This window comes from Bradyrhizobium roseum (genome assembly GCF_030413175.1).
Taxonomy (GTDB): Bacteria; Pseudomonadota; Alphaproteobacteria; order Rhizobiales; family Xanthobacteraceae; genus Bradyrhizobium; species Bradyrhizobium roseum.
The window spans coordinates 5,399,254-5,418,427 of sequence record NZ_CP129212.1; the positions used below are offsets into that span (position 1 = coordinate 5,399,254).

Below are 19,174 nucleotides of genomic sequence, written 5' to 3' on the forward strand. Positions count from 1 at the left end.
CGCTAACTCAGCGCCGCAGACGCTTTCGATCAATACCGGTAATGATCCGACTTGAACGGGCCTTCCGGCTTGACGCCGATATAGTCGGCCTGGTCCTTGCGCAACTCGGTCAGCTTGACGCCGATCTTGGCGAGGTGCAGCCGGGCCACCTTCTCGTCGAGCGACTTCGGCAGCACGTAGACTTCCTTCTTGTACTTGCCGTCCTTGTTGTTGGCCCAGAGTTCGATCTGCGCCAGCGTCTGGTTGGTGAACGACGCCGACATCACGAAGGACGGATGGCCCATGGCGTTGCCGAGGTTCACCAGGCGGCCCTCCGACAGCAGGATGATGCGGTGCTTGTCGGGGAATTCGATCTCGTCGACCTGCGGCTTGATGTTGGTCCACTTCATATTACGCAGGCCCGCGATCTGGATCTCGTTGTCGAAGTGGCCGATGTTGCAGACGATGGCGCGATCCTTCATCGCGCGCATGTGCTCGATGGTGATGATATCCTTGTTGCCGGTCGCGGTGACGAAAATGTCGGCGCGCGGGGCGGCGTCTTCCATGGTGGTGACTTCATAGCCTTCCATCGCCGCCTGCAGCGCGCAGATCGGATCGACTTCGGAGACCATAACGCGGCAGCCGGCCTGGCGCAGCGAGGCGGCCGAACCCTTGCCGACGTCGCCGAAGCCCGCGACCATCGCGGTCTTGCCGGACATCATCACGTCGGTGCCGCGGCGGATGCCGTCGACCAGCGACTCGCGGCAGCCATAGAGGTTGTCGAATTTCGACTTGGTAACGCTGTCGTTGACGTTGATCGCCGGCCACAGCAGCGTGCCGGCCTTCTGCATGTCATAGAGACGATGCACGCCCGTGGTGGTCTCTTCCGAGACGCCCTTGATGCTCTTGGCGATCTCGGCGAAGTAGCCTTTCGGCTTTTCCTTGAGCTGCTTCTTGAGCAGCGCGAAGAAGACTTCCTCCTCTTCCGAACCCGGATTGTCCAGGAACTTGGTGTCGCCGTTCTCGGCGCGCAGACCGAGATGGACATACATGGTGGCGTCGCCGCCGTCGTCGAGGATCATGTTGGGATGACCGCCGCCGTGCCAGTCGAACAGCTTGGCCGTGTAGTCCCAGTATTCGGCGAGCGTCTCGCCCTTGACGGCGAACACCGGAATGCCCGCGGCCGCGATCGCCGCTGCCGCATGGTCCTGGGTCGAATAGATGTTGCAGGACACCCAGCGGATATCGGCGCCGAGCGCGGCCAGCGTCTCGATCAGCACGCCGGTCTGGATCGTCATATGCAGCGAGCCGGCGATACGCGCGCCCTTCAGCGGTTGCTTGGGGCCGTATTCCTCGCGGGTCGCCATCAGACCCGGCATTTCAGTTTCGGCCAGCGAGAGTTCCTTGCGGCCGAAATCGGCGAGCGAAATGTCCTTGACGATATAGTCGGTGAAGGCGGGCTTCTTGGCAGCAGAGGTCATGCGGTTGATCCCTTGAAATGCATATTCCGAAAAGCCGGAGGCTTTCCGGAATATGCGATACGATGAAAAAGAAACTCAGATCGCGCGCTTGAGCGCGTCGACCAGATCGGTTTTTTCCCAGGAGAAGCCGCCGTCCTTGTCCGGCGTGCGGCCAAAATGACCGTATGACGAAGTCCGCGCGTAGATCGGCTTGTTGAGGTCGAGGTGGGTACGGATGCCGCGCGGCGTCAGATCCATCGCCTCGGCCACGGCGGCCTCCAGCTTGTCCTCCGGCACCTTTCCGGTGCCATGAGTATCGATGTAGATCGACAGCGGTCGCGCCACGCCGATCGCATAAGCAAGCTGCAGCGTGCAGCGGTCGGCAAGGCCGGCGGCGACGATGTTCTTGGCGACATAGCGCGCCGCGTAGGCCGCCGAACGGTCCACCTTGGTCGGGTCTTTGCCGGAGAACGCGCCGCCGCCATGCGGGGCCGCGCCACCATAGGTATCGACGATGATCTTGCGGCCGGTCAGGCCGGCATCGCCGTCGGGACCGCCGATGAAGAATTTGCCGGTGGGATTGATGTGCCAGATGGTCTTGCCGTTGATCCAGCCTTCCGGCAGCGCCTGGCGCACATAGGGTTCGACGACGTCGCGCACCTGGTTCGAAGTCATGTCCTCGACGAGATGCTGGTGCGAAACCACGATCTCGCGGACCCCGACCGGCTTGCCGTTTTCATACTGCACGGTGACCTGGCTCTTGGAGTCCGGGCCGAGCACCTTCTCCTTGCCGGAGTGACGGGCTTCCGAAATCAGCCGCAGGATCTTGTGAGCGTAGAAAATCGGCGCCGGCATCAGGTCGGGCGTCTCGTTGGTGGCGTAGCCGAACATGATGCCCTGGTCGCCCGCGCCCTCTTCCTTGTTGGTGCCGGGCTGCAGCGCGTCGACGCCCTGCGCGATATCGGCGGATTGCGGATGCAGCAGGATTTCGATGTCGCAGGTTTTCCAGTGAAAGCCTTCCTGCTCGTAGCCGATGTCCTTGATCGCCGCGCGAACGACGCTTTCGATCTGGTCGTTGGTGACGGATTTGGGTCCGCGGGTCTCACCGGCGATGACGACCTTGTTGGTGGTGGCGAGCGTTTCGCAGGCCGCGCGGATCGCCCAGGGATCGATGCCAGCCTTGGGCCCCTCGCGGAAAAACAGATCGACGATCTCGTCCGAGATACGGTCGCAAACCTTGTCCGGGTGTCCCTCGGAAACCGACTCGCTGGTGAACAGATAAGACGCGCGCATCAACAACCCCTTGTTCGCGCCGGATGCCGGCGGCTGTGTGTGATTATTCCCGGAATGTCAGTCGCGACGACGCGAGATGACGTAGGATTCGTCGTAAAACCAAAGCCCATTATGCTTGCGCAGAACCTCTCTTGTGGCATCGAGGGCCCGGCTGTTTTCAGTCATTTCCGTCAACCGGTCGTCTTCAATCTGGGCGACATACACCGCCGCATTCCACGCTGCAAAAGCCGTCGAGGTTCCGATCGAGCCGGTGACCTCGTTGGGCAGCGCTTCCATATCATACCGGAAGATCGAACGGTTATCGGCGTAAGCATTAAAGTTAAGGTCGCGTGCAGCCGATCCCAGCTCGTATTTCACCGCGCGCAATAGCTCATGGCGGCTCACGGCGAAAGGATTTTCTCCCGGCCAGACCGACTGGATGATTTCCAGGCCCGGATCATGCCCGTGGGAGTGAATTCCAATCAGCCTGCCGCCCGCACGCAGAGCCCTCGCCAACGGTGCGATGATCCGCTTGGCACGGAAATTCACGGAGGATTTGGCCCGGTAAGGCTGGGAGGCGATGACAAGGTCGAAATTGGCCTCGGTCCGGCCCGCCCGGGGGATGATCGAATCAAGCAGGAAGCGATGGTCTTCCCGGTAAACGACCAGCGCCACCGGACGCTCATAGATCGGCATACCCGATTTGGGGCTGATGTTCGCCCGCCAGTTCTGCTCCAGGAACGCACCAAGCTCAGCGATCTGCGTCTCGAATTCCCCCGAAGACGCGCCGCGAAGAGCAACCTCATGCCAGATCATGCCGGCCGCTGCTGCCGGCGAGGCCGGCGTCAGCCAGGGCGCCTCGGCATAGTGCATGTTGGTCAGCACCACGACGGTCGCCGGATGCTCGAACAGCCGGTCCGGCACCTTGTCGAGCGTCAGCCGGACGTCCTCCACGCTCAGCTCCTTGCCGGCGATGTAGAACGGCATGTGGGGAAAACGGCCGTGCATCGAGCGCATCACCCGTGCCAGCACCGTGCCGTCGCCGACGCCGGCGTCGAATACCCTGAGCGCCGGCGGCCGCGGATGCAGGCTGGCAAGCTCGAGCCCCACCCGCTCCGCAATCACCCGCTTCTCGCTGCAGGTATGGACGAACAGCAGATATTTCTGCCGGTTCTCGAAGAAGCGGAAGTTGCCTCGCGGGTCGCGCTTTTCCGGCGGCACGTCGAGGCCGCGCGGCGGCGGGAGGGTGCCGGTCGACGTCGCGATATAGGACTGGATCCGATCCAGCGTATCGATGGTGATGCGCTTGCCCTCGCGGAGCCGGTGCACCAGCTTGCCGTCGTTGACCGACCGGCGGCCAAACGTCGTCTCTGCCATGTCCGAGTGGCGGCAGAAATCGGTGATCTGGCTGAGGATCTGGTCGTTCTTCATCGGCCGTAAGGTTTGGGAAATCGCGGTGGGCAGCTTCATGTAACCGGATCGACCTACCACGGCCTGCCCACCAAGTATACGTGTCGAAAACGGGAACGGCGTCATTGGAACCCGTCGCACTTGCCAATATACAGGACGGTAGATTGATACTTTGGGGTGAGGATGTTCAAACGGTATTGCGCCGCTGCCGTGTTGCTGTTGGCAACGCAGGCCCCGGCAATGGCGGGTTATCTGGACGAAAATCCCGACGAGGTCTTTTCCGCGGTCTATGAACGACTTGGCGCGCTGCCGGTCAGGGCCGCGCGCGATCCCAACGTCTGGCTTCGTCTTGAGGAACTCAAGCGCGAACCGTGCGACCAGAAGAGCATCGGCGATCTCGCACTGGCGCTGGACAAGGCCGGTTACCGGCGAGAGGCCGCCAGCGGGCTCTACAAATTCGTTCTGAATTGCGGCGCGCCGGTTACGGCGCTGCACCGGTCGATCGACATTTATCTGCGGCTGACCGACTATCCGAAGGCGGTCGAGGTCGCCGACGAATTCATCCGGCGGGCGCCGACCAACCGCGAGGCGCACTATCTGCGCGGCCTGGCCCTCGAAAGCGCGGGAGACCATCAGCGGGCGCTGGTCGACTTCGCCAACGCGATCGAGCTGTTCGGTTCGGACAAGAAGGGTATTTCCAGCCGCGTCTTCATGCACATGGCATCCGCATACGCCGCGCTCAATCGGTTCTGCGAGGCGGCGGCCCCAATCAACATGTGGGTCGCATTCGATCCCGCCACCCGCGACACCAGCCAGACCCAGAAGATTATAGCCGACTATGAGGCAAAGGGTAATTGTGCCCCTTCGAAGGATTTCCAGAAGGAAGTCTATCCCTTGCGCGGGCAAAACGTCGTCACGGTAAAGGTCGAAATCAACGGTGTGCGCGGCCTGTTCGTTCTCGATACCGGGGCGACCTATGTCGCCATGAAATCGAATTTCGCCGATCGCGCGAAGATATCGCAGGCAGGCGCCGGCGAGATCACGATGGCGACCGCCAACGGATTGACCAAGGCAAAGCTCGCGAAAGCTGACAAGGTGACCCTCGGAAAACTCGCGGCGACCAATGTACCGGTTGCGATCCAGAACACGGATGCCAGGAGCTACGGCACCGGTGTCGATGGGCTGCTCGGGATGAGCTTTCTGTCCCGGTTCGAGGTCCAGATGGCGAACGGATCGATCGAGGTTCGCACCCGCCGGGCAAAGAAATAGTTCCCGAAAGACCATTGGAATTGCGGGCTGGAACCGCTTGAACCGCCCGGCCAAAACTTGCGACAAAGCAAGCGGATGCTTGCCAGTCACCGAGGCCCGATGCGCCGCGCAATCCTGATACTAGCCGTGCTGGCCGCCGTGCTTGCGCCGGTGCCGTCCCTCGCCCAATCGCGCGCAGACCTTGGGCCGCTCTGCACCACCGACACCAAGCCGACCGATCAGCAGATCGACGCCTGCGACAAGATCATCGCGTCAATGGAGTTCACCGGCGGGAAACTGGCGACGTTCTATTTCTGGCGCGCGGTCGGCTGGAACAAGAAGGGCGAATACGCCAGGGCGATCGCCGACTACGACCAGGCGATCAAGCTCGGGCCGCCATCGGCGTTTTCCCGGCAGAACCGCGGGATTTCGAAACTGGCACTCGGCGATCTCGACGGCGCGTTGGCCGACATCAACGAAGCGATCCGGATCGATCCGGCATTGCCGCAGCCGCTCACCAACCGCGCGGTGATCTGGCGCGCCAAGGGCAACCTCGATCGCGCCATCGCCGACGCGACCGAGGCGATCCGGCTCGCCAATGCCCAAGCGCCGGCCAACATCATGACGCCGCCGGGCAGCGTGCTGATCTCGGCATACACGCAACGCGCCCTCGCCTACGAGGCCAAGGGCGATGTCGAACGCGCCAAGCTGGACTACGCCGCCACGCTGCCGGGTCAGGCTTCCGATGCCGGCAGCAAGGCCAACCAGGCCACGGCGAAAGTTCGCCTGTCGCTGCTGTCGGAACCGCTGCCGCCCGCACCCCGCACGGCGACCACGGCGGCACCGCTACAAGCCGGCAAAACAGCTCCAGCCTCGCCGGCACCGGCCAAGCCGGCCGGCGCCGCGAGCCCGTCGCAGCCCGCCCCTGCGTTGGAAATGCGCAAAAGCGCCAACACAGATAAAGCCGAGACCGAGAAACAAGCCCTCAGGCGCGTCGCGCTGGTGATCGGCAACAGCGCCTATGCGCGGGTCAGGCCGCTGCCCAACCCGACCAACGATGCGCGCGCGATGGCCAAGAGCCTGCGCGAGATCGGCTTTGTCGTGACCGAAGGCACCGACCTCGACCGCGCGGCGATGCAGACGACGATCCGCAATTTCCTGCGCGACGCCTCACAGTCGAAGGTGGCGGTGGTGTATTATGCCGGTCACGGCGTGCAGATCGACGGCCGCAATTATCTGGTGCCGGTCGATATCCAGCTCCAGAGCAGCGGCGGCCTGACCGACACGATGATGGACCTCGACACGATCATGGCCGGCCTCGACGATCAGGTCCGCACCAACATCCTGATCCTCGACGCCTGCCGCAACAATCCGATGGCGCCGCGCGTCGCCTCTACAGGCCCTGCCCGCGACATCGAAGCCGGATCATCGGGGCTGGCCCCGCCCACGACGCTCGGCAACGGCGCGACATTCGGCGCGGGCACGCTGATCGCCTTCGCGACCGCGCCCGGACAGGTCGCGCTCGACGGCGAAGGCGCCAACAGCCCGTTCTCGGCGGCGCTGACCCGCCACATCGGCATGCCGGGATTGGAAGTGCAGCAGATGCTGACGCGGGTCCGCGCCGAAGTGGTCGCGGCGACCAAGGGCAAGCAGGTGCCGTGGTCGAACTCGTCGCTGCTCGGCGAGGTCTATCTGGCGGATCAGTGACGGGAGACGCTTTGCGCTGTCTCAACGTCGTTGCGAGGCGCGCAAGCGACGAAGCAATCCATCATCCGCATGTGCGGAGAGATCGATTGCTTCGTTCGCGATGACAAAATCCGGTCAGCCCGGCCTACTTCCCCCACACCTCTTTGGCGACTTCGACCGCAAGGCTCAGCTTGGCCCACTGCTCTTCCTCGGACAGGATGTTGCCTTCCTCGGTAGAGGCAAAGCCGCATTGCGGCGACACCGCGAGCTGGTCGAGCGGAACGAACTGGGCGGCCTCTTCGATACGGCGCTTGATGTCGTCCTTCTTCTCCAGCTCGCCGAATTTCGAGGTGATGACGCCGACCACGACCACCTTGTTGCCCTTCGGCAGATAGCGCAGCGGCTCGAAACCGCCGGCGCGGTCGGAATCATATTCGAGGAAATAGCCGTCGTAATTGGTGCCGGCCAGCATGGTCTCGGCCACCGGCTCGTAGCCGCCGGACGAGATCCAGGTCGAACGGAAATTGCCGCGGCAGACGTGCGTGGTGACGACCATGTCGGCCGGACGATCGGCCAGCGCGTAGTTAATGATCCGGGCGTAGATTTCCTGCAGGCCGTCTGGATTGTCGCCGCGGGCGCGCGCTTTCTGCAACTCATCCTGCGAGCAGAGATAGGCCCATACGGTATCGTCGAATTGCAAATAGCGGCAGCCGGCGTCGTAAAAGGCCTTCACCGCCTTGCGGTAGGTCTTGCCGAGGTCAGCATAGAATTCCTCGAGATCCGGATAGACCTCCTTCGAAATCGCCTTGCGGCCGCCACGGAAGTGCAGCACGGCCGGCGACGGGATCGTCATCTTCGCGGTGACGTGCGCCTTGTCGGCATGCTTCTTGAGAAAGCGGAAATGGTCCAGCATCGGATGGGCGTCGGGAAAGTCGAGCTTGCCGATGACACGGACGGCATCATGGCGGGTCTCAACGCCCGCGAACTGGATACCCGTCTCGGGGTGGAACAGCTCGCAGCCGCCGAGCTTGGCGAGAAAATCGAAGTGCCACCAGGAGCGGCGGAATTCGCCGTCGGTGGCCAGCTTCAGGCCAATGGACGCCTGCTTGTGCACGACCTTCTCGATTTCGAGGTCTTCGGCCTTGCGCAGGTCCTCCGGCGTGCCCTCGCCCTTTTCCAGCTTCGCGCGCGCTTCCTTGATGCGCGGCGGGCGCAACAGGCTGCCGACCTCGTCGGCGCGGAACGGAGCTTTGGTTCTCTGCATGGTTTCAACTCCCATCAAATCTTCTAATGCGCGGCGGCGCCGGCGACGCCGAGATAGCGTTCGAGTACCGCGGGATCTGCCTTTAACGCGTGGCTTGCCGCATCATGCACGATCGCGCCGCGTTCCAATATCACAACCCGATCCGCCAGCCCCAGAATCTTTTGCGCGTTCTGCTCGACGATAATCGAGCAGATACCACCGGCACGGGTGATGGTGCCCAACGCCCGGAGCAATTCCTCTACGATGATGGGCGCCAGCCCCTCGGTCGGCTCGTCGAGCAGCAAGACCTTGGGATTGAGGGTCAGCGCACGGCCGATCGCCAGCATCTGCTGCTCGCCGCCCGACAATTGGTTGCCGAAATTGCTGCGGCGTTCTTTCAGTCGCGGAAACATGTCGTAAACCCTGTCGACGGTCCAGGGGCCCGGTTGGGCCACCGAGGTCATGTTTTCCTCGACCGTCAGCGAGCGGAAGATATTGCGCTCCTGCGGCACCCAGCCGATCCCTGCCCGCGCCCGCTGGTCCGGCCGCATCGCCGTAATGTCCTGCCCACCGAGCGAGAGGCTGCCACCGAAACGGCGGGTGATGCCGACGATCGAATTGATCAGCGTGGTCTTGCCGGTGCCGTTGCGCCCGAGCAGCGCCAGCACCTGGCCTTCGCCGAGCTTCAGCGACATCGAGGGCAGCACCACGGCGTCGCCGTAGCCGGCGCGCAGGGCGTCGATGACGAGAAGCTCAGACATCGGCCGCCTCGCCGAGATAGACCGCCTTGACTTGCGGATCACGCGCGACTTCCTCCGGTGGCCCCTCCACCAGCATGGCGCCGTTGACCAGCACCGAAATGCGATCGGCGAACGAAAACACCAGGTCCATGTCGTGTTCGATCAGCAGCACCGTGACGTCGCGCGGCAGCGCGGCGACAGCGGCCAGAATATCGTGACGTTCGCTCTCGGGCACGCCGGCGGCGGGCTCGTCCAGCAGCAGCACGCGCGGCTTGGTCGCGATTGCCACCGCGATCTCGAGCAGGCGCTGCTTGCCGTAAGGCAGCGTCGCCGTCAGTTCGTTCATGACGTCGAGCAAATGAAAGCGCGCCAGCGTTTCCGCGATCTCTTCATTGACGTCTGGGCGCGTGCCCATCCGCCGCCACCAGTCGCCGCCGCGGCCGAGCCGTTCGGAGACCGCGAGCCCCACAGTTTCGAGCGGGGTCAGGTCCGCATACAGCTGGTTGATCTGGAAGGTGCGCGACAGCCCGCGCAGCACCCTTGCGTGGACCGGCAGGTCGGTGATGTCGTTGCCCTCGAGCAGGATCTGCCCGCCGTTCGGGTTGAGGACGCCGGTCAGGAGGTTGATGACGGTGGTCTTGCCGGCGCCGTTCGGCCCGATCAAGGCGTGGCGGGCGCCCTGCATCACCTGCAGCGACAGGTCGCGGGTGACCCGCAGGCCGCCGAAGGATTTTTCCAGTCTCCTGGTTTCCAGCGCGATCGTCATGGCGCATCGCTTTCGGGAACGGCCACCACGGTCTTGCGTCCGAATACCCGTTGAATGACGAAGTTCGGCCCCCAAAGCACCCAGCGATGGATGCGCTCGCGACCGATCAGCACCATCACGACCAGCACCAGCCCGATCCAGAACAGCCAGTATTGCGGCGTGATGGTCTGAAACAGTTCCTGCAGCATCTTGAAGACGACGGCGCCGATCAGCCCGCCATAGAGATAGCCGGTGCCGCCGATGACCAGCACCAGCATCAGGTCGGCCGAACGTTCGAAGGAGAACACATCGAGCGAAGCCAGCGCCGTGGTCTGGGTGAACAAGGCGCCTGCGATGCCGGCATAGAACGCCGCCACGGTGTAGATCGCAACCAGGCGGCGGTTGACGGGCACGCCGATCGCCGACGCCCGAAGCGGATTGTTCCTGATTGCGCGCAACGACAGGCCGAACGGCGAATTGACGATCCGCCGCGCCAGCAGAAACAGCAGGAACAGCACGGTCAGCGAATAGAAGAAGCCGGTCTTGCCGAACATGTCGAACGCGAACAGGCCGAGGATCGGTTGCATCTCGATGCCCTGCAGGCCGTCGGTGCCACCGGTGATGTTGGAAAAGCGTTCCCCCAGCGCTTCGAGCAGCAGCGCGATGCCGAGCGTCACCATCAGCCGGGTCAGGTCGACGCCGCGGATGACAAGGAAGCTGGTGAGGAAACCGAGCGCCATTGCGATCAGACCGGCGACGACCAGCGCAATGACAGGCTCGTTGATGATGCCGTGCAAGGCCAACAGCCCCGCCGAATACGCCCCGACGCCGAAGAAGGCGGCGTGCCCCAGCGAGACGATGCCGGCGTAACCGAGGATCAGGTCAAGCGACAGCGTGAACAGCGCCAGCCGGATGATGTCGGTCATGATCAGATAGCGCGACGGAAACAGGAACGCGCAGGACGCCGCCAGAATCCAGAACGCGATTTCGGCCGGCCGCCAGCGGGCGCGGGCCATGGCATGGGACGAGACGTCGGACACCACGCTCATCGCCGGCTCACCGCGCAGCCGTGCGGCCGAACAGGCCGTTCGGACGCCAGATCAGGATCACGATCATGATGGTGTAGATGACGAACGGCCCCATCTTCGGCACGTAATATTTGCCGGCGACGTCGCCGATGCCGAGCAGGAGCGACGCGAGGAACGGCCCGGTGATGCTGGAGGAGCCGCCGACGGTGACCACGATCAAGAAGTAGATCATGAATTTCAGCGGAAAATACGGATCGAGCCCGAGAATCTCGGCGCTCAGCGCCCCGCCCAGCCCCGCAAGGCCGCAGCCGAACGCAAACGTGAACGCGAAAACCTGCGGCACGTTGATGCCGAGCCCGCTGGCAACGCGGGGATCATCGACGGCGGCACGCAAACGGCTGCCGAACCGGGTTTTTGACAGGATCAGTTGCAGTGCGACCGTGAGCAGGCCGCAGATCACGATGATCATCAGCCGGTAGCGGCCGATTCCGACGCCGAAGAAATCGAACTGCCCTTCGAGCGCCGCCGGCAGCTTGATGAAGATCCGCGACGATCCCATGATGTAGTCCACCGCCGCCACCGACATGAAAGTCAGGCCGATCGTGAACAGCACCTGGTCGAGATGGCTGCGGGTGTAGAGATGGCGGTACAGCGTCCGCTCCAGCGCCACGCCGATCAAAGCTGCCGAGACGAAGGCCAGCGGCAGCGCTGAAAAGAACGGCCAGCCGGAATTGTTCACCAGCACGGCGCAGATATAGCCGCCGGTCATGGCGAAGGCGCCGTGGGCGAGGTTGACGAAATTCATCAGCCCCAGCGTCACCGCCAGCCCGCAGGCGAGCACAAACAGCAGCATGCCGTAGGCGATACCGTCGAACAGGATGGTGAACAGCGTGGTCATGGGAGGAGGCTAGCCAAGATCTGAAGCGAAACTAACGCGATAGCGTCATGGCCGGGCTTGTCCCGGCCATCCACGTCTTCCTTTGCGACTTGCCGTGGAAGAAAGACGTGGATGCCCGGGTCAAGCCCGGGCATGACGCGGAAAGAGCGGAGCAACACGATGGGCTCCACGGCTTTGCCGTCACTTTTTGGTCTTGCCGGAATCCTTTACCGCCTCGAAGGTCGCGAATTCGACGTTGTAGAGCTCGCCGTCGACCTTCTCCACCTTGCGGATGTAGATATTCTGCACGATGTCGCGGGTTTCCGGATCGATCATGATGGGACCGCGCGGGCTTTCCCACTTCATGCCCTTCATCGCCTCGATCAGCGCGTCGCCATCGGTCTTGCCGCCGGTCTTCTTCAAGGCCTCGTAGATCAGGCGAATGCCGTCATAGCCGCCGACCGCCATGAAGCCCGGACGCTGGTTGAAGGCCTTCTTGTAGGCGGCGACGAATTCCTTGTTGGCCGCCGAGGGATGCGCCGCCGAATAGAGATGCGCGGTGACGGTGCCGAGCGCCGCGTCGCCCATGCCGTTGAGCAGATCGTCGTCCATCACGTCGCCGGGGCCGATCACCCGAATACCGGACTTGTCGAGGCCGCGCTCGGCATACTGCTTCATGAAGTTGCCGCCCTGTCCGGCCGGCACGAACACGAACACGGCGTCGGGCTTGGAATCCTTCATGCGTTGCAGAAATGGTGCAAAATCAGGGTTTTGCAGCGGCACCTTCACTTCTTCTACGATCTCGCCGCCGCCGGCGGTGAAGTTCTGCTTGAAGAAGTTGAGAGCGTCATTGCCCGGCGCATAGTCGGAAGTGAGCGTCGCCACCTTCTTGATGCCGTTCTTGGCGGCCCAGTCGCCGATGATCGTCGACGACTGCGCCAGCGTGAACGAGGTGCGGACGATGTAGGGCGAGCGTTCGGTGATGATCGAGGTGCCCGCCGCCATCACGATTTCCGGAACCTTGGCCTGCGTCGCCAGCGGCGCGGCGGCCAGGGCTGCCGGCGTCACGCCGAAGCCGGCGATGAAACTGACCTTGTCGTTGACGATGAGTTCCTGCGCCAGGCGCTTGGTATTGTCGGGGACCGCCGCATCGTCCTTCAGGATGATTTCGATCTTCTTGCCGGCGACGGTGTCGCCGTTCTGCTGCATGTAGAGCTTGACCGCGTTGTCGATCTGCTTGCCGGTCGACGCTTGGCCGCCGGTCATCGGCAGAATCAGACCAATCTTGACGGTTTCCTGGGCTTGAGCCGGCGCAAAGGCCAGTATCCCCGCGACCGCGCTTGCGGCCAGCACCATGTGACTGCGAATAGACATCAGTATCCTCCCCCTGATCGGCCGTGTGTGCTCGAACCGAGTCCCCGGCCCTTGATCGCATCATAACCCGGATTTTTCGGCCGGGTAGCGCCGCGACATGGCGTTGCTGCAAGCCCTTTTGTCAATCGGACCATTGGCGCGGCGCCGCGAATGGATCGGTCGGCTAAAACGGTCGCCACCGACGCGACGGTATCATAATATGAACCCGCCTAGCTGCCCAACACTGCATCGGCGGCTTATTTGTACGACTGTACAAATAAATTGGTCCTGTCAGCAAAGAGGCCTTGTCTGCTCCCGGCGGCGTCCTAAATCCATCATCCATCATCACCCATAAAGAGTCAGGCCGTAAGCTTCTGCCGATGCCAACCAGCGCGCGCCATATCATCCGGCTTCTCGCCGTCGCCCTCGCGGGCTGCGGCCTGGCCGGTTGTGGAACCGTCAACGAGAGAATTGCTGCCGGCGTCAGTGACGCCATCCCGGCGGCGATCGGGGGACTCCCCGCGGACGCGCCGCCCCGCCCCGGCACCGCGAAATATGACGAGTTCATGCGGGAGCGCGAGCGGAAGCGATTGCAGCCGGCGGCTGAGCGGGAGCAGGCAGCCAAACCCGCACCCGCCGCACAAGATACGGCGCGCTAATCCATGAAGACCACGGTCTTGCGCCCGTTGAGGATCACGCGATCCTCCAGGTGATGGCGCATGGCGCGCGCCAGCACGCGGCGCTCGATGTCGCGGCCCTTGCGCGAGAGATCTTCCGGCGTGTCGCGGTGGCTGATGCGCTCGACGTCCTGGTCGATGATCGGGCCTTCGTCGAGGTCGCGCGTGACGTAATGCGCGGTGGCGCCGATCAGCTTGACGCCGCGCTCATGGGCCTGGTGGTAGGGCCGCGCGCCCTTGAAGCCCGGCAGGAACGAGTGGTGGATGTTGATACAGCGCCCTGACAGTCTTGCCGACATCTCGTCCGACAGGATCTGCATGTAGCGCGCCAGGACGACGAGTTCGGTCCCGGTGTCCTGAACCAGTTTCCAGACCGCCTGTTCCTGCTCGCGCTTGGTCTCCTTTGTCACGGGCATGTAATGAAACGGTATCTCGCCGAAATCGAGATTGCCGTAGCTCTCGCGCGGATGGTTGGAGACAACAGCGGTCGGGATCATCTGAAGTTCGCCGGTGCGCCAGCGATAGAGGATATCGACCAGGCAGTGATCCGACTTGGACACCAGCAGCATCACCCGGCGGCGATGGGCGCGGTCGCGCATCTGCCAGTCCATGGCGAAGCGGTCGGCGATCGCGGTGAACCCGGTCTGGAGCGCCTGCAATTCCACGGCGAGATCGGCGGCGGTGAACACCACCCGCATGAAGAATTTTTGGGTTTCGATATCGTCGAACTGCTGGGCGTCCAGGATGTTCTGCCCGTTATGGGCCAGAAAGGTCGACACTGCGGAAACGATGCCGGGGCGGTCCGGGCAGGACAGCGTCAGGACGAACTGGTGATCGGGCATGGCGGAGCTGACTACATTTCGGGCAAAAGGGCGAAGCGGCGATTTGCGGGCCCTGCTCTATCACCGCGCCCGCGCTTGCGCCAATCCCGAAAGGGGGATCAGGATGAACAAAGCGCGAAGCCAAAGCGTTGGAGCGAGATCATGGCTGACAGATTGAACGGTTACCGCATCCTGATCCTGGAAACCCGCGAGGAAGCGCAGTTTTCCCGCCTGCTCACCGAACAGGGCGCCGACGTGCTGCAATGTCCGATGTTCACCATTCGCGACGCGCCGGACCCGGCGCCGGTCGAAGCCTGGATCGTGCGGGCCATCGAAAGGCCGCTGGACGACCTGGTGCTGCTGACCGGCGAAGGCCTGCGCCGGCTGATGAAAGTGGTGCGGCCGATCGGCGTCGAAGAAGCCTTCGTCGCCTCGCTCGGCAAGGCGCGCAAACTCGCGCGCGGCCCCAAACCGGGCAAGGCGCTGCGCGAAATCGGCCTGGAACCGCAGATGACGACGGAAAAGCCGACCTCCGAGGGCGTCGCCGACATGCTGTCGCGACTCGATCTCAAAGGCCGACGCCTCGGCCTGCAGCTCTATCCCGACAAGGACCATAGCGTCCTGATCGGCGCGATCGAGGCGCAAGGCGCCGTGGTCGATACCGTGCTGCCCTATGCCTATGACGCGCAGGCCGCCGATGCCAACATCATCACGGCGATCGACGAGATGGCCGAAGGCCGCATCGACGCGATCGCACTGACCAATCTCGGCCAGATCCGCCGCCTGATCGAGGTGGCGCGCGCGCGAGGCTGCGAGAAGCGGCTGCGCAATGGACTCGAACAGACGATGATCGCGTCGGTCGGGCCGGCCGTATCCGATGAACTGAAGTCGCACGGCCTGCGCACGGACATCTATCCGGCTGAGGACGCTTTTTTCATGCGGCCGCTGATCTCGGCGATGGCGACGGCGCTTGGCAGAAATCCGCCCCGCGCGGCGGCGGGAAACTGACCGTTCAGTCAATCCGGATTACGTGAGACCGACCAAACGTCCGCTGCAGCGGAGATCAGCCGCTGATCTCCACCTGCGCGCGAGGGGCCAGCACCGGAAGCCTCATTTGTGCTATCCGTCACTGCGGTCAGGCAAAGGGTAGAAACCATGGGTGTTCGGCCGCTCCAGCAAGGTTCATCGTTGGAAGACCGCCTGTCCCAGTTGCTGGGCGAACTTTGCATTGATTGGGGATTCTGCATTCCACCCGCTGACGCCCGACGAATTGCGTCAACGAAGACTCTCACAGCCGACCAATTTGCATACGCGGTACTGACGGCCGAGGGCTTCGTGGCAGAGTATGAAACGCGGTGGTTCAGGCAAATTCGCCAACGCTTTGTCGATAGGTTTTGCCAAGAAATTCGAGTAGATGAGTAAGCGGCCCGAGCCCGCGCAGGGAGCGCTTGCGGACATCACGACGCGGCTGATCCGCTTCTGCCCTGCAGCTTTAGCTCCCCGCCAGCTTGACGGATCCCCGCCCTAATCCACCTTCGCGCCCGCAAACTTCACCACCTTGCCCCACTTCTCGGTCTCGTCCGCCACCAGCTTCCCAAACTCCGGCGCCGAGCCGGGCAGCAGGATGGCGCCGAGCTCCGAAAAGCGCGCCTTGGCCTTGGGATCGGCCAGGATCTCGTTGACGGCCTTGTTGAGTCGCTCGACGATTTCCGGCGGCGTGCCCTTCGGCGCTGCGAGGCCATACCAGGCGCTCGCCTCGTAGCCGGGCAGGAAATCGGCGACCAGCGGCAGATCCGGCAGCACTTCCGAACGGGTCGTGCTGGTGACCGCAAGGCCGCGCAGCTTGCCGGATTTGACGTGCTCGGCGCAGGTCGGAATGTTGTCGAACATCACCTGCATCTGGCCGGACAGCATGTCGGTGAGCGCCGGCGCGCCGCCGCGATACGGCACGTGCACCATGTTGATCCCGGTGATCATCTTGAACAGTTCGCCCGACATGTGGATCGTCGAGCCGTTGCCTGAGGATGCCATGTTGAGCTTGCCGGGATTGGCCTTGGCGTAGGCGATCAATTCGGGGATCGTCTTGATCGGCAGCGAGGGATGCACCACCACGACATTGGGGAAGCGGATGATGCCGGCGATCGGCTCGCTCTCCTTGATGAAATCGAACGGCAGCTTGTCGTAGAGCGTGGCGTTGATCGCATTCGCCGGCGCCACCAGCAGCAGCGTGTAGCCGTCGGGCGTGGCGCGCAGCACCTGTTCGGTGGCGATATTGGTGCCGCCGCCGGGCCGGTTCTCGATCACAAAGGACTGCCCGAGCTTTTCCGACAGCCACTGCCCCATCAGGCGCGCGGTGAGATCCGCCGAGCCGCCCGGCGTGTAACCGATGACGAGGCGAACCGGCCGCGACGGATAGGCCTGCGCGCTGGCGATGCTTGACGTGACTGGCAATGCAGCCGCACCGGCGGCGAGTTGCAGGAATTGACGGCGCTGAAACTTCTTCATGCTTCCTCCAGAGAAACGCGCTGGCGGCTCTTTTCGGCCGCTCGGGTACGCGCATCCTAGAGGATGATCGGGGAATGTGTACCGGTTTTCGCCGGAGGGGACGCGGAGTTACCGTGTCACTTCGTCTCGACGAGATAGGCCTGATAGGCGAGCCGGATGCCGTCTTCCAGTGAGGTCGAGGCCCGCCAGCCAAGTTTGGCCAGCCTGGAGACATCGAGCAGTTTTCGCGGGGTGCCGTCCGGGCGCGACGTATCGAAACTGATCTGGCCGGCATAGCCGACGGTCGCGGCGACCACGCGGGCGAATTCGGCGATCGTGATGTCTTCGCCGGTGCCGATATTGACCAGCTCGCTCTCTGAATAGGTCTTCATCAGATGAACGCAGGCGTCGGCGAGATCATCGACATAGAGGAATTCGCGTCGCGGCGTGCCGGTGCCCCAGACCACGACCTCCTTCGCGCCTGAGAGCTTCGCCTCGTGGAAACGGCGGATCAGGGCGGCGACGACGTGGCTGTATTCGGGATGATAATTGTCGCCGCTGCCGTAGAGGTTGGTCGGCATCACGCTGATGAAGTCGGCGCCGTACTGGTGCCGATAGGCTTCCGCCAACTTGATCCCGGCGATCTTGGCAATGGCGTAAGGCTCGTTGGTCGGCTCCAGAGGCCCTGTCAGCATCGAGTCCTCGCGCAAGGGCTGCGGCGCCAGTTTTGGATAGATGCAGGATGAGCCGAGGAACATCAGCTTCTCGGCGCCATGGACATGCGCCGCGTGGATCACGTTGGTCGCGATCGCCAGATTGTCGTAGAGGAATTCGGCGCGCAGCGTGTTGTTGGCGACGATGCCGCCGACCTTGGCGGCGGCAAGAAACACCACCTGCGGACGTTTGGCGGCAAACCAGCGGTTGACCGCCGCCTGGTCGCGCAGGTCAGCCTCGCTGCGGGGCAAGGTGAGCAGCTCGGCACCTTCCCGCGCCAGCCGGCGCACCAGCGCGGAACCGACCATGCCGCGATGGCCGGCGACGTAGACCGTCTTGCCCGTCAGCTCAAACAGAAGACTTGCCATTGGCCACCTCCCGCCGTGCCTTGTTGAGATCGTTGGCGACCATTTCCTTGACCATCTGCGCGAACGGAGTTTTGGGCTTCCAGCCGAGCCTTTCGCGCGCCTTGCTGGCATCGCCGACCAGAAGGTCCACCTCGGTCGGGCGGAAGTAGACCGGATCGATGCGGACCACGGTGTTGCCGGACTTCTTGTCGATTCCGGTTTCGTCGACGCCCTTGCCGCGCCATTCGATGGCGCGGCCAACCTCGGCGAACGCCAGCTCGACGAACTCGCGCACCGAACGCGTCTCGCCGGTTGCCAGCACGAAATCGTCGGGCGCATCCGACTGCAATATCATGTGCATGCCCTCGACATAGTCTCGCGCATGACCCCAGTCGCGCTTGGCTTCCAGATTGCCGAGATAGAGCATGTGTTCCAGGCCGGCCTCGATGCGGGCCACGCTGCGCGTGATCTTGCGCGTCACAAAGGTCTCGCCGCGGATTGGGCTCTCGTGGTTGAACAGGATGCCATTCGAAGCAAAGATGCCGTAAGCCTCGCGGTAATTGACCGTGATCCAGTAGCCGTAGAGTTTGGCGACGCCGTAAGGCGAACGCGGATAGAACGGCGTGGTTTCCTTCTGCGGTACCTCCTGGACGAGGCCATACAGTTCCGAGGTCGAGGCCTGATAGAACCGCGTCTCTTTTTCCATGCCGAGGATGCGGATCGCCTCCAGCAGCCGCAGCACGCCGATGGCGTCGGCGTTGGCGGTGTATTCGGGGCTTTCAAAGCTGACGCCAACATGGCTCTGGGCGGCGAGATTGTAAATCTCGGTCGGCCTGATCTGCTGCATCAGCCTGATCAGGTTGGTCGAGTCGGTCATGTCGCCGTAATGCAGCAAAAACGGCTTCTTGCGCGAGTGCGGGTCCTGGTAGAGGTGATCGATGCGCGCGGTGTTGAACGAGGACGACCGCCGCTTGATGCCATGGACCTCATAACCGAGGCCGAGCAGATATTCGGCAAGATAGGCGCCGTCCTGGCCGGTGACACCGGTGATCAGCGCGACGCGCTTTGAATTTTGAGCCTTCATCATCTC

At 63.1% G+C, this 19,174-nt stretch carries 17 protein-coding genes; 4 read left to right on the plus strand and 13 right to left on the minus strand.

Annotation, left to right across the window (positions count from 1 at the left end):
- Positions 1-29 precede the first annotated feature (29 nt).
- The 3 genes from ahcY to QUH67_RS25670 all read right to left on the minus strand — a co-directional run bounded on the left by ahcY (position 30) and on the right by QUH67_RS25670 (position 4,142).
- A complete protein-coding gene (gene ahcY, locus QUH67_RS25660; protein WP_300942161.1) occupies positions 30-1,460 on the minus strand; it encodes an adenosylhomocysteinase in 1,431 nt (476 codons plus the stop codon).
- Between the two features lie 75 nt (positions 1,461-1,535).
- Positions 1,536-2,732 (minus strand): methionine adenosyltransferase, encoded by a 1,197-nt coding sequence (gene metK / locus QUH67_RS25665; protein WP_300942162.1) that lies wholly within the window; start codon positions 2,730-2,732, stop codon positions 1,536-1,538.
- A 57-nt stretch (positions 2,733-2,789) separates the two neighbouring features.
- Complete coding sequence (locus tag QUH67_RS25670) at positions 2,790-4,142, minus strand: hypothetical protein (protein WP_300948177.1); 1,353 nt, start codon at positions 4,140-4,142, stop codon at positions 2,790-2,792.
- A 162-nt stretch (positions 4,143-4,304) separates the two neighbouring features.
- Here QUH67_RS25670 and QUH67_RS25675 point away from each other — a divergent pair, with 162 nt between their 5' ends.
- Together QUH67_RS25675 and QUH67_RS25680 are read left to right on the plus strand one after the other, a co-directional pair.
- Entirely contained in the window at positions 4,305-5,390 is a 1,086-nt protein-coding gene (locus tag QUH67_RS25675) for a retroviral-like aspartic protease family protein (RefSeq protein ID WP_300942163.1), read from the plus strand.
- A 99-nt stretch (positions 5,391-5,489) separates the two neighbouring features.
- Positions 5,490-7,076 carry a caspase family protein gene (locus QUH67_RS25680; protein ID WP_300942164.1) on the plus strand — a complete coding sequence of 529 codons (1,587 nt, stop codon included), beginning with the start codon at positions 5,490-5,492 and terminating at the stop codon, positions 7,074-7,076.
- 124 nt (positions 7,077-7,200) lie between these two features.
- Here the strand turns inward: QUH67_RS25680 and QUH67_RS25685 are convergent, their stop codons facing one another.
- From QUH67_RS25685 to QUH67_RS25710, 6 genes are all read right to left on the minus strand, one after another.
- Entirely contained in the window at positions 7,201-8,319 is a 1,119-nt protein-coding gene (locus QUH67_RS25685; protein ID WP_300942165.1) for a cobalamin-independent methionine synthase II family protein, read from the minus strand.
- Between the two features lie 23 nt (positions 8,320-8,342).
- A complete protein-coding gene (locus QUH67_RS25690) occupies positions 8,343-9,059 on the minus strand; it encodes an ABC transporter ATP-binding protein (protein WP_300942166.1) in 717 nt (238 codons plus the stop codon).
- Positions 9,052-9,804: an ABC transporter ATP-binding protein gene (locus QUH67_RS25695; RefSeq protein WP_300942167.1), complete on the minus strand. Its 753-nt coding sequence runs from the start codon at positions 9,802-9,804 to the stop codon at positions 9,052-9,054. Before QUH67_RS25695 ends, QUH67_RS25690 begins: the two co-directional genes overlap by 8 nt.
- Positions 9,801-10,832 (minus strand): branched-chain amino acid ABC transporter permease, encoded by a 1,032-nt coding sequence (locus tag QUH67_RS25700; protein ID WP_300942168.1) that lies wholly within the window; start codon positions 10,830-10,832, stop codon positions 9,801-9,803. The genes QUH67_RS25695 and QUH67_RS25700 overlap by 4 nt, the downstream gene beginning before the upstream one ends.
- Before the next feature lie 7 nt (positions 10,833-10,839).
- Complete coding sequence (locus tag QUH67_RS25705) at positions 10,840-11,709, minus strand: branched-chain amino acid ABC transporter permease (RefSeq protein ID WP_300942169.1); 870 nt, start codon at positions 11,707-11,709, stop codon at positions 10,840-10,842.
- Positions 11,710-11,889: 180 nt separating this feature from the next.
- Positions 11,890-13,062, minus strand: a complete 1,173-nt coding sequence (locus tag QUH67_RS25710) for an ABC transporter substrate-binding protein (RefSeq protein WP_407080356.1) — start codon at positions 13,060-13,062, stop codon at positions 11,890-11,892.
- 284 nt (positions 13,063-13,346) lie between these two features.
- Between QUH67_RS25710 and QUH67_RS25715 the strand changes: the two genes are divergently transcribed.
- Positions 13,347-13,700: a hypothetical protein gene (locus tag QUH67_RS25715; protein ID WP_407080357.1), complete on the plus strand. Its 354-nt coding sequence runs from the start codon at positions 13,347-13,349 to the stop codon at positions 13,698-13,700.
- On the opposite strand, the gene purU is transcribed toward QUH67_RS25715, so the two are convergent.
- The gene (gene purU / locus QUH67_RS25720) at positions 13,697-14,560 is read right to left on the minus strand and encodes a formyltetrahydrofolate deformylase (RefSeq protein ID WP_300942170.1); all 864 of its coding nucleotides are present in this window, start codon (positions 14,558-14,560) and stop codon (positions 13,697-13,699) included. The two genes, QUH67_RS25715 and purU, sit on opposite strands and share 4 nt — an antisense overlap.
- A 141-nt stretch (positions 14,561-14,701) precedes the next feature.
- Between purU and QUH67_RS25725 the strand changes: the two genes are divergently transcribed.
- Positions 14,702-15,547, plus strand: a complete 846-nt coding sequence (locus QUH67_RS25725) for a uroporphyrinogen-III synthase (protein WP_300942171.1) — start codon at positions 14,702-14,704, stop codon at positions 15,545-15,547.
- A 516-nt stretch (positions 15,548-16,063) separates the two neighbouring features.
- Here the strand turns inward: QUH67_RS25725 and QUH67_RS25730 are convergent.
- The 3 genes from QUH67_RS25730 to gmd all read right to left on the minus strand — a co-directional run bounded on the left by QUH67_RS25730 (position 16,064) and on the right by gmd (position 19,168).
- Entirely contained in the window at positions 16,064-17,044 is a 981-nt protein-coding gene (locus QUH67_RS25730) for a Bug family tripartite tricarboxylate transporter substrate binding protein (protein ID WP_300942172.1), read from the minus strand.
- A gap of 116 nt (positions 17,045-17,160) precedes the next feature.
- Positions 17,161-18,105, minus strand: a complete 945-nt coding sequence (fcl, locus tag QUH67_RS25735; RefSeq protein ID WP_300942173.1) for a GDP-L-fucose synthase — start codon at positions 18,103-18,105, stop codon at positions 17,161-17,163.
- A complete protein-coding gene (gene gmd, locus QUH67_RS25740; RefSeq protein WP_300942174.1) occupies positions 18,086-19,168 on the minus strand; it encodes a GDP-mannose 4,6-dehydratase in 1,083 nt (360 codons plus the stop codon). The genes fcl and gmd overlap by 20 nt, the downstream gene beginning before the upstream one ends.
- Positions 19,169-19,174: the final 6 nt, after the last annotated feature.